Below are 12,279 nucleotides of genomic sequence, written 5' to 3' on the forward strand. Positions count from 1 at the left end.
CTTATCTCATTATTAGAAGCATCTAAATAACGGACTGCATGTGTCGTTTCATCTTGATCTTCACCGAATGCTAAATCTGTATTTTGGGTTAAATCAAATTCAGCTACGCCAGTAACTGGATCTATGCAAGATTCTAAATCTTGAACTGATGAGACTTCAACTTCGTTCAGAATCAGCTTAAAACTACCTACAGCAAAGCAGAACTCATTTGAACTGTCTTCTATTCTAACAAAAATATCTTGCTCAGAATTAATTGGAGAATAATCTGTAATATCAAGGCCTTGATCTGAAATAGAATTTGTCCCTGCTTCAGCATCTGCTTGTGTAGTAAAATATTCAATCACAAAACTTCCTGATTGATTATCTATTATATCTGCTTCATTTTGAGTTAAATCAAATGTTTGAGTTTGAGTGAAATCACCACATTGTTCTAAATCTGATGTGCTTCCAACTTCAGGCGGATCATTCTCAATTATAAAACTGATAATATCTGACTCACAAGAAGAATTGGTGTTAAGAATTTTTACAAAAAACTCCTGTTGCTCATTAGTATCTGGTGTAAATATAACAGCTGTAGGATCAGTTATTGGGTTATCTGCCTCAGCATCATTTAAAGAATAATAGAATAAAACATTGGTAGGCACAGAAGTACTATTATTATTAAACAGGTCTGCATAATCTTCATTTAAGTTTAAGGTAGCGCCTTCACACGACTGAAAAACAGAATCTTCTCCAGTTATGCTAGGTGCCAAATTAACATTAAATGTAAAATTAGCTTGGGCATTGCAAAAACTGGAGTTAACATTATCAACAGATACCCAAATGGTGTTAGGGCCTAAATTATCTGTCGTGTTAATTTCATAATTTTCAGGATCAGCAATATCTGATTCAGGGGAAGTTTGTGGATTAGCAGAATAATAGGTCACTGTATAATCACTAGATGACTGACCATTAAGTGCTATTGAAGTATTAGAACCACCATCCGTTAGATCAATAACTTCAGTGTCACCTTCACTGATACAAACATCGCCTACGGTATAACCAGAAGAACCTGCTGAAGCCTCATAAAGTATAATGTTAAAGGAGGCAATATTTGTACAAGTTGTGTTGGTTTGATTAGCTAACTCAACATAGATATCATACTGATTAGTTGGCCCATTCAACGGATAATTTTGAGGATCATTTATTGGGTTACTTAGTGTTCCTGTACCTGCATCATAATCGTCATAATAGGTTACATCAAAACCTGATATTGAATCAAAGCCGCCTATAGTTGTTAAGTCGTAGGTGGGCTGTTCATAATTACATAAGATAATATCTTCAGGATCTTCAGCGTCAAAGCCTTCAAGATAAATCACTTCAGCACTAGCTGTTAAATCGCAATTACCACCGATAGCATTAATCATGTAAGTTCCTGACTCCGAAACGTTCAAAAAACGAGAGTTTGAATCTGGAATTGCTGTCATGTTGCCATTTTCATCTATTCTAAACCATTCGTAATTTACAACAACGCTATTGTTTTCTATAACTTCAGCTTCAAGTAAAAGTTCTTCACCTTCACAAGGATAATACGCATCTGGATCTAAGGTTAATTCAATATCACTTTCGTAAATCACTTCAACTTCATCAGTAAGGGTTGTGATATTACAACCGTCATTATAAGTAACTTCAGCTGTAAATACACGGTTTTGAGTGACTTGCGGGCTAAAATTTTCAGACGCACTAACCACGTTACCGTTTTCATCTAACCATCTAAAGGTTGTAATGCTATTACCACCATCTGGAATAAAACGCCAAGCTTCATTTTGTGCTTGCCATGAGGCGCCACCTGCATTTCTACCTGGTGCTACATAAGCTAAATTAGCATCTTGATTTTGAATACCAATTACTGAGCTACCTCCATTCCAGCTACAAATATCTTTATTTTGCACATAGACTTCTATCACATTGGTGGTTTGGTATAATATTATTTGTGAGGTTTGCAATTGATCTGTACAGCCATATTGCGAAGTGTTAAAAATATTAAAAACAAAACGGTCACTTTTACCATCTTGACTCTCTAAAAACCCAAAGTTGATTGAATAATCTGCTGGTGATGCTCCAGGAAATAAATCTTGCATCACACCAAAAATAGCATTAATAAATGGTGGCTCATCTCCACCACCATCTGCTGGTATGCCCTGATTATAACTCCAACCTGCATAACCTCCAGGTGTATAACGTTCAGATCCTTGTCCAGTCCCTGCAATATCAAAGGTAACTGCACCGTTATCTGTTATAATAACATCATCATAACAGTTTCCAAAAAAATTAACTTCGTATGGCAAAGTTAACACGCTAGACCAGTCATCGTCTGCGTTTAATTCTGTAAACACATTAGACTCTGAACCATAACATGGGTCGAAAATATAAGGCAGGTTTGAAGGATATTCAGAACTAATATCTTGTACAGCGTAAGCCGTAGATTCTTTAACATCTAAATAAGAAGCTTCTAAATTAACAGTTACTGGTGTGCCTGGGTCTTCACAAATTCTTACATCTTCACCAGCATCTAAGTTTACTGAACCTGGACTACTATTAGGGTTTAATATAACCCTAACTGTAAAGCTTAAATTATCCCGATCACAGTTATAACCGTCACTTAAATCTAAACTAACTGTAAAGTCACAAAGCTCTCCATATTGGTGTGAAACTTCATTTTGAAAAGATGCATTTGTTGTCCCTTGTAAGGTCGTACCGTCACCAAAATTCCAATTATAAGTAGCTGTTTCTTGGGCAAAATTATCTTGAAATTCAGCAACCGCTGTTAGTGAAAATTGCTCATTAAAATAGACGATATAGTCAATATTATCTGCTTGATAAACTGGATCATTTTGAACGTTAACTATATTGTCTGTGTTCACAAGCTCTGGTGCATCTGGAATACAACCAGGCTGAGTGCCAATTTCAGCAATCCAACCTGTAAATGCTGGGTTACTGTTGGATGCTTCAAGCACAAAAGTTAAGCAACCTGTTGGCGTGGCGTCTGTTGCCGATAATAATTGACCAGAAACTGGACCGTCACCGTCTATACTTCCTGTATAACTTGCAAGGACTGGTGCTGCATCTGAGTCGCCGTCATATATTGTTAGCGTATGCGGTCCTAATAAAAATTCTGAAAATGATATTGTGGAAAAAAAACCATTACTTTCTGGACATATTGTGTAAGTGTATGTGCCTTGATCGACAGAAGCAGCATCACCACCTGGATCAAAAAAATTACCTTGATCGGTGTTGACTGTCTGCCCATCTACCATATCGAAGTCTTGTGCTATGATAAAGTTTGAAAAAAACAGCGCAATTAAAACGAGTAATTTGTTAAAGTTCATAATCCAGAAAATTTTAATGGGTTAAAAATAAGACTTTGTTAAAGATTAACTAAACAAAAATCATAAAAATGCTATATTTTTGTGAAATTCACGTTAATTTGATAGTTGAGATTGAAGTAACAAGCCATCTATTGAGCTCAAATTCTTAAAAAGACTATCTTTGCCAATTACATACAAAAGCGAAATGAGTAAAGATAAAAACACAGATTTTATTGAAGATATAGGTGATAATCACGTAGCAACTTCAACTGAAAACCCTATTAGAAAAGATGCTTTTTCAATTTCTAATGATACTAAAATAGAACAAATTGAATCACATGTCAATTCAATTCTTGACATACTAGGAATGGATTTAACTGACGATAGCCTTCGTGGTACGCCTAAGCGTGTGGCTAAAATGTTCGTGAATGAAATTTTTTCAGGACTACATCCTGACAACAAACCGAAAGCTTCTACTTTTGATAACAAGTATAAGTACGGTGAGATGCTGGTAGAAAAAAACATTACTGTTTATTCTACTTGCGAACATCATTTATTACCAATTGTTGGTCGCGCACATGTTGCCTACATTTCAACCGGTAAAGTCATTGGTTTATCTAAAATGAACCGTATTGTCAATTACTATTCAAAAAGACCTCAAGTTCAAGAACGCTTAACAATGCAAATTGTCAAAGAAATGCAAGAAGCCTTAAACACTGAAGATGTAGCCTGTGTGATAGATGCTAAACATCTTTGCGTTAACAGTAGAGGAATTAGTGATATAGAGAGTAGCACTGTCACAAGTGAATTTGGCGGTAAATTTAAAAATGAAACAACTAAGAAAGAATTTCTTGATTATATTAAACTAGAGACAAAATTTTAAAACCTAAAGATGAAGTTATACGAATCTCAAGAGTTGAAAATTTACAATTCACTTTCTGGCGAAAAGGAGCTATTTAAACCAATTGTTGAAGGTCACGTTGGCATGTATGTTTGCGGTCCTACAGTATATAACAACGTTCATCTTGGGAATTGTAGAACATTTATATCATTTGATTTAGTTTACCGTTACCTTAAACATTTAGGCTATAAAGTTAGGTATGTCCGTAACATTACTGATGCTGGTCATTTAGAAAATGATGCTGAAGAAGGCGAAGACCGCATAGCTAAAAAAGCACGGCTAGAAGAGTTAGAACCGATGGAAATTGTTCAAAAATACACCGTCGACTTTCATGATATTCTTAGACTTTTTAACAACTATGCGCCTAGTATTGAACCTACGGCAACTGGCCATATCGTAGAACAAATTGAAGCTATAAAAACTATAATTGATCGTGGTCTAGCCTATGAAGTTAACGGCAATGTATATTTTGATGTTATTAAATATAATAAAGAAAACCATTATGGCATTTTAAGCGGTCGTAAAATTGAAGAACTCATCGCAAACACACGAACACTAACTGGACAATCTGAAAAGAAAAATCCACAAGATTTTGCCCTATGGAAAAAAGCTGAACCACAACACATTATGCGCTGGCCTTCGCCTTGGGGAGTTGGCTTTCCTGGTTGGCATCTAGAGTGTACCGTAATGAGTAGTAAATATCTTGGTGATAGCTTTGATATTCATGGTGGCGGAATGGATTTGAAATTCCCACACCACGAATGCGAAATTGCGCAAGGTAAAGCCGTCTCTGGCAAAGATCCTGTAAACTATTGGATGCACGCTAATATGCTTACTTTAAATGGCAAAAAAATGGCCAAAAGCACAGGTAACAACATTTTACCTCGCGAACTTTTTACCGGCGAAAATAAAAATCTATCTAAAGCTTATGCGCCAAGTGTAGCTCGGTTTTTTATGCTTCAGGCCAACTACAGAAGTGTTTTAGACTTTTCAGATGAAGCTTTACAAGCCGCTGAGAAAGCCTATATTAAGTTACTAGAAGCTATACAAAGTATAGAATATTTAGAGACAAGTAATTCGTCTACTATTGAAGTTTCCAAGTGGAAATCTAATTGTTACAAAGCCATGAATGACGACTTCAATAGTCCTGTCTTGATAGCACATTTGTTTGAAGCTGTGAAATTTATCAATAATGTAAAAGCTGAAAAAGCTCAAATTACAGAAAGTGATAAAAAGTTATTACAAAAAACAATGCAAGATTTCACTTTTGATGTTTTAGGGCTTAAGCCCTTACAGAATATAAAACATGAAAATGCTGGCAACACATCTAAACATATAGACGGCTTGGTCGAAATTTTAATCGAACTTAGAAATAAGGCAAGAGCAGATAAAGATTTTAAGACAGCTGATTTAATAAGAGATCAATTACTTGCTGAAAATATAGAGCTAAAGGACACTAAAGATGGTACTGTTTTTAACATGACTAATTAACACATGCTTCAACGAGTTTTAATAGCACCCTTTTTAATAATTATCAAAATTTATCAAATTTTTTTATCTCCGATTTTTGGTTCTAATTGCCGTTTTGCGCCAACTTGTTCACACTATTCAAAACAAGCCCTAAAAACACATGGTTTAGTAAAAGGTTTATATTTGTCCTTAACTAGAATTTCAAAATGTCATCCTTGGGGCGATTCTGGATACGATCCAGTTCCTGAGAATAATACAAAAAAACAACAAAAATGATACATGCTATCACTTGGGATCCTTCCCTTGGCATTGACTTGGGCTTTTTTACAATCAGGTATTATAGCCTAATGTTTTTAATTGCCTTTTCGCTTGGTTGGTATATCATGAAACATATCTATCAGAAAGAAGGTATTGATATAAAATACCTTGATTCCCTATTTATGTACACCGTAATTGCAACACTTTTAGGAGCAAGGTTAGGTCATGTTATTTTTTATCAACCTGAGTTAATTACTCAAGATCCGCTTTCGATACTATTACCATTTCAGTTTGTTCCTGAAATTCAATTTACAGGTTTCCAAGGCCTAGCAAGTCACGGCGCAACTATTGGAATTGCAATTGCTATGTACTTATACAGTAAAAAAGTAATTCACAAACATATTGCATGGATTTTAGACCGCGTCATCTTACCGATTTCTATAGGCGGTATGTTTGTGCGGATTGGTAACTTTTTAAATTCTGAAATTATTGGTGAGCCTACCAACAGTAGCTTTGGTGTTATTTTCAAAAAATTAGGTGAAGACTTCCCTCGTCATCCAGCTCAACTTTATGAAGCAGCAGGTTACCTGATATTATTTGGCTTGTTATGGTTTTTATTTCATAACACAAAACTAAAGGCAAAAAAGGGATTTTTATTTGGGTTATTTTTCACATTAATGTGGAGTATTCGTTTTGTGGTTGAATTTGTTAAGGAGCCACAAGTACCAGAGCGGGCAGATTGGTTAATTAATACTGGCCAAATATTAAGTTTACCAATGTTAGGAATCGGTATTGTAATTATGATTATCGCCAATAAGCAATCTAATAAATAATTTTTCTATGGAGTTATTTGTTTGAAGTACCAATAACAAAACCATAACACTAATACTAATAATGTGTTGAAGATAAAGTACCCATTTTATTAAAGTGAAGTGTTGTTTACTTAAAATAAAATCTTAATTATCTCAACTAACACCCATTTAAAGTAATTCACTTAATAATTAGTTTAAATGATTGGTTAATAATTAAACTTTTAGTGTAACCTAAAAGATATTATGTAGCTCAAAAACTTAAAGACATAACAATAAGTTCAGGTCTATTAACTAAAATAAAAAAGCCCAACAAATGTTGTTGGACTTTTTTATGGGAATAATTTTAAACAGTTAGGCGTTTTCGCTCTCTAGTTCTTCGTCTTTTTTAGATTTATCAGTTAAGTCAATCCCTTTTTTCTTAACCGTGTCAAACATTACAGGCGTTGCAATGAAGACCGATGAATAAGTACCTACAACAACACCTATAATTAATGCGAACATAAAGCCACGGATACTATCACCACCAAAAATAAAGATGGCAATTAAAACAACTAAAGTAGTTAGCGAGGTATTTATAGTTCGGCTTATGGTACTACTAACCGACTTATCGATGACTTTTTGCATATTCCAAGATGTATGCTCATTAAAGTACTCTCGAATTCTATCAAACACTACTACAGTATCATTAAGAGAGTAACCGATAACGGTTAAGATTGCAGCAATAAAGGCTTGATCAATTTCAAGACTAAATGGCATTAATCCATATAGTAACGAGAACGCTCCAAGAACAATCAAAACGTCATGAGCAACAGCAGCAACCGCACCTAAACTAAACTGCCAACGTCTAAAACGTATTAAAATATATAAGAAGACCACAAATAATGAACCGAATATGGCATAAAAAGAAGCAGTTTTAATATCGTTTGCAATCGTTGGTCCTACTTTAATAGCAGACATTACACCAAATTTTTCAGTTTCAGTATCTCCACCTTCAACAGTAAAAGCATCATAATTAGTGCCTTCTGGAAGATAACTTTTTAAAGCTTGATACATTTTTTGCTGAATCTCTGTATCAATTTCAGAGCCTTGTGTATCAATTTTATAATTAGTGGTTACCTTTAATTGGTTATTTGAACCGTAAGTTTTAGCTTCAGCACTACCTAAAACTGCAACTAACTCTTGTTCTAATTCAGTTGGATTAACATTTTGATCAAAACGAACCGTATAAGTTCTTCCACCAACAAAATCAACACCTTGATTTAAGCCATTAACAAATAGCGAACCAACACTTAAAATAATTAGAGCAGCAGATATGATATAAGTTACTTTACGTTTTTTCAAAAATTCAATATCTATATTTTTAAATAGATTTTTAGTCAATCCTGTTGAAAACGGTAATGATTTACCTTTTTTACCACCACCGTCTATCAATAAACGTGTAATGAAAATTGCTGTAAATAAAGAAGTTAAAATACCAATTAACAATGTAGTTGCAAAACCTTTAATAGGTCCTGTACCTAATGTAAGTAAAATAATACCTGTTAAACCTGTAGTAACATTGGCATCAAGAATAGACGACAAAGCACTTTGAAAACCATCCTTAATGGCATCAACTTGTGTTTTACCACGTTGTATTTCTTCGCGAATACGCTCAAAAATAAGTACGTTCGCATCAACTGATATACCTATTGTTAGAACAATACCTGCAATACCTGGTAAAGTTAGTACCGCGCCTATTCCTGAAAGCACACCGAATATAAATAAGATATTTACTACAAGTGCTATATCTGCATAAAGTCCTGCTTTACCATAGTAAACAATCATCCAAATAAGAACTAAAACTAAAGCAATAATAAACGAGTTTATACCGCTATCAATCGCTTCTTGACCTAATGACGGTCCTACGATTTCACTTTGAACAATATCTGCAGAGGCAGGAAGCTTACCAGCTCTAAGAACATTAGCTAAATCTTGACCTTCTTGAATGCTGAAATCACCTGTAATTTCACTTCGCCCACCAGTAATAGCTCCAGACGAAACACCTGGTGCAGAATATACTGTATTATCAAGAACAATTGCTATTTGAGTACCTTGCTGAGAGGCACGACCAGTCATATTTCCCCAAATTTTAGCGCCTCGGCCGTCCATTTGCATGCTTACTGCAACTCGACCAACTTGATCATAAGTTTGTTGAGCATCTGTAATTACAGAACCGCTTAGCTGAGGCTCATCATTACGGTTGCCTTTTATAGCATATAAATCAATTAACTCACTATCATTCACGGGTTTTCCCCACGCAAATTTTACATATTTTTTATCTGCTGGAATAAGGTTTCTCACCTGAGGCATCTTCAAATATGAATTAACTTCTGCAGTGTCTTTAATCGCAAAAGTAGCTAATACAGGACCTTGACCAGGGCCAACATTTTGAACTAAACTCAAGAATGGATTAGTTTTTGAAACATCTGTTGAATCTTCAGAAGAGGACAAAAGCTCATCTAAATCTTCAGTTTCAGTTGAAGTTGAGTCTTTTACCTCTTCATCTTCAACATCTAATGCATTAGCAACAACTTGATCTGCTTCAACTATAAACTGCTGAAACTCTCTAGCTTGATAAACATCCCAAAATTCTAATTGAGCTGTACTTTGAAGTAAGTTTTTTATTCGGCTTATGTCTTTAGCTCCTGGCAATTCAACAAGGATTCTCCCTGATTCACCAAGGCGCTGAATGTTAGGTTGTGTAACACCAAATTTATCAATACGCTCTCTCAACACCTCGAAAGCCGAAGTAATACTCTCGTTAATTTTGCGCTTAATAATTGGTTGCACTTGATTGTTAGTCATATCAATATCAATCTCATCAGCTAAGGCTCTAGTACCAAAAACATTTGGAGAAGCTAAAGATGCGCCTTCAATATTATTGAAAGCTTGAAAGAAAAGCTCTAAATATGTGTCTTGACTATTAGCTCTAGCTTGAGAAGCTTCTTGAAGTGCTTTATTAAATTTAGGATCTTTTGAGTTATTTGCTAAACCTCTTAATAAATCTGGTACAGAAATTTGTAAAATCACATTTATACCACCTTTAAGGTCAAGACCTTTATTGAGTTCTTTTTGCTTTGCAGTTGCATAGGTTATGCCTGCAAAGACAGGTTCAGCTGCAATAGAGTCTAGATAATTTTGAACTTTAACATCTCGTTTTTCTGCATAGTTTTCAACAGATTCAGAGATACTTGATTTTGCAAATTCTTCTGCTTTACTTTCAACATTGTTAGCAATAAATGTAAACGATAATTGGTAAATACTTACCAAACCGAATAAAATTGCAAACAATTTTATTAATCCTTTGTTTTGCATTATTTAATTTATTAATGAGCTTATTCTAAAATCGGACAAATATAGGGTTTCGATATAGAAATGGCAATTATTTTTTTAAAGATAATTTAAGACAACTTGAAACAACATAAAAAAACCCGAATTGTAATTAATTCGGGCTTTGAGTAGGACATATTTGTTTAAAGTTCTAAAAGCTGATTAGTTTTTTTAACACCTTCAGCACTTTCTTTAAGTTTATTAAGTTCGGCTTCCGTTAGGTTTAATTCTACAATTTTTTCTATCCCATTTTTCCCTAAAACAACAGGAACACCAATACATAAGTCATTTAAGCCATATTCACCGTCTAATAAGGTTGAGCATGGGAACATTTTTTTCTGATCACAAGCAATTGACTGTACCAAAGAAGAAACGGCTGCTCCAGGCGCATACCAAGCACTTGTTCCAAGCATTTTAGTTAATGTTGCACCACCTACTTTTGTGTCTTCAGCTACTTGTTGTAAGCGATTTTCGCTTAAAAATTCGGTTACACGAACGCTATTACGAGTAGCTAAGCTTGTTAATGGTACCATACCTTTATCACTATGTCCGCCAATCACCATACCTTGAACGTCTGAAGCTGGACAATCTAAAGCTTCACTTAATCTATATTTAAAACGAGCACTGTCTAAAGCGCCGCCCATTCCAATAATTTTATGTTTCGGTAAGTCAATAACCTGATGAGCAAGGTAAGTCATTGTATCCATTGGGTTGCTAACAACAATTAGAGTTACATTTGGTGATTGTTCAACAATTTTAGTAGCTACATCCTTAACAATTCCAGCATTAATACCGATTAATTCCTCACGAGTCATACCTGGTTTTCTTGGAATACCACTTGTTATAACTGCGATGTCACTATTAGCTGTTTTATCATAATCGTTTGTGCTACCTACAATTTTTGTATCAAAGCCATTTAATGTTGCGGTTTGCATTAAATCCATAGCTTTGCCTTCGGCGTAATCTTCTTTAATATCTAAAATCACAACTTCCGAAGCGAAATTTTTAATTGCAATGTATTCTGCACAACTCGCGCCAACTGCTCCTGCTCCAACTACTGTTACTTTCATGTTTAATTGATTTATATTAATATTTATTTAATTCCAAAATTTATTGCAAGACTTGCGGTGTTAAACTGCTGAAAACTATATTCTGCATTAATTCTAAAAAAACCAAGTTTCAGTTTTGCACCTATTAAAGCTTTCATTGAGTCTACTGAAGAAGTAACTTCAAAAGGGTCTTTAAATTGACCTAAATCGATGATATCTTGAGAAGCATCATTAAACTCATAAGTCCCTTTTAATGCTGTGGTTGCATCACCTGAAATAAAACCTAAACTTGAATAAAAATTAAAGGTTTTCCACTTAGTTGAAGCGATAGCGGCCACATGCCAAGAATTAACCTCAACATCTAAAAGTTGATCATCATAATTAATCACAAATGGTGAAACATCCGTTAAATTTGCTTGCCCTTTGAAGTTGGTATAACCTACAAAACCAGAAATAGCTAGTGGCAATTCTTTCAAAAAAGGAATCCATTTAGTAAACTCGTGTTGTAAACCAAGACCGTAAAGACTTGATCTAATATCTTCTTCATTGACTTCTGGTAAAAACCTAAACTTCACCTCAGTATGTAAAGGCAAACCAACTGAAGCTTGAATAAATGCAGATGGAACAAAATCTATTCCTTCTGAAGCTAGGCCTTGAGGTAAATCAAACTCTAGATTACCATTGGTTCCATTGATAAGCATAGTAACATCTGGATCATTTTCACCCAAAACCGTTGCTACCATTTGACTACTTTGACCATTTTTAAAACTAATATTCGAATAATCAGCAGTATTTAAATTAAAAGATTTTTGATCTGAAGTGGTTAAAGATGCGTTACCGATAATTGAAATTTCGAAACCTAATGTATTTTTTACTTGACCAGAATTATACCAATTACTAGTTAACCCATTAATTAACGCATCGGTTGATGGTGACATGTAGTCTTGCGTGAAAGTTTGCGCATCTTCAACACCAGAAGCTAAAAAACTGATAACTTCGTCTTGCGCTGAAGTTGTCAATACGACTGAAATACTAAACAGACAAGTAAAAAATAAAGATTTCATAATTAAAAT

General features: G+C 34.5%; 8 protein-coding genes. 4 read left to right on the forward strand and 4 right to left on the reverse strand.

Annotated elements, in window-relative coordinates; genetic code table 11:
• Window positions 1–3,368, reverse strand: a 3,368-nt coding sequence (locus tag BUB82_RS08900) for a PKD domain-containing protein (RefSeq protein WP_234949779.1), incomplete at its 3' end; no start/stop codon positions are given.
• Window positions 3,369–3,552: 184 nt separating this feature from the next.
• Between BUB82_RS08900 and folE the strand changes: the two genes are divergently transcribed.
• Genes folE through lgt form a run of 4 tightly spaced genes read left to right on the forward strand, consistent with a single transcriptional unit; the run spans window position 3,553 to window position 6,809 of the window.
• Window positions 3,553–4,230 (forward strand): GTP cyclohydrolase I FolE, encoded by a 678-nt coding sequence (folE, locus tag BUB82_RS08905; protein ID WP_073193276.1) that lies wholly within the window; start codon window positions 3,553–3,555, stop codon window positions 4,228–4,230.
• A gap of 9 nt (window positions 4,231–4,239) precedes the next feature.
• Window positions 4,240–5,739 (forward strand): cysteine--tRNA ligase, encoded by a 1,500-nt coding sequence (gene cysS, locus BUB82_RS08910; RefSeq protein WP_073193277.1) that lies wholly within the window; start codon window positions 4,240–4,242, stop codon window positions 5,737–5,739.
• A 3-nt stretch (window positions 5,740–5,742) separates the two neighbouring features.
• Window positions 5,743–5,994, forward strand: a complete 252-nt coding sequence (yidD, locus tag BUB82_RS08915) for a membrane protein insertion efficiency factor YidD (protein WP_073193278.1) — start codon at window positions 5,743–5,745, stop codon at window positions 5,992–5,994.
• The gene (lgt, locus tag BUB82_RS08920) at window positions 5,991–6,809 is read left to right on the forward strand and encodes a prolipoprotein diacylglyceryl transferase (protein ID WP_073193279.1); all 819 of its coding nucleotides are present in this window, start codon (window positions 5,991–5,993) and stop codon (window positions 6,807–6,809) included. The genes yidD and lgt overlap by 4 nt, the downstream gene beginning before the upstream one ends.
• A gap of 330 nt (window positions 6,810–7,139) precedes the next feature.
• Here the strand turns inward: lgt and secDF are convergent, their stop codons facing one another.
• The 3 genes from secDF to BUB82_RS08935 all read right to left on the reverse strand — a co-directional run bounded on the left by secDF (window position 7,140) and on the right by BUB82_RS08935 (window position 12,270).
• Window positions 7,140–10,142: a protein translocase subunit SecDF gene (gene secDF / locus BUB82_RS08925; protein ID WP_073193280.1), complete on the reverse strand. Its 3,003-nt coding sequence runs from the start codon at window positions 10,140–10,142 to the stop codon at window positions 7,140–7,142.
• A gap of 158 nt (window positions 10,143–10,300) precedes the next feature.
• Complete coding sequence (locus tag BUB82_RS08930; protein WP_073193281.1) at window positions 10,301–11,227, reverse strand: malate dehydrogenase; 927 nt, start codon at window positions 11,225–11,227, stop codon at window positions 10,301–10,303.
• A gap of 23 nt (window positions 11,228–11,250) precedes the next feature.
• Entirely contained in the window at window positions 11,251–12,270 is a 1,020-nt protein-coding gene (locus BUB82_RS08935) for a DUF6588 family protein (RefSeq protein WP_073193282.1), read from the reverse strand.
• Between the last annotated feature and the right edge of the window lie 9 nt (window positions 12,271–12,279).

Origin of the sequence: Psychroflexus salarius (assembly GCF_900129035.1) — a bacterium.
In the GTDB taxonomy this organism is placed as follows: Bacteria; Bacteroidota; Bacteroidia; order Flavobacteriales; family Flavobacteriaceae; genus Psychroflexus; species Psychroflexus salarius.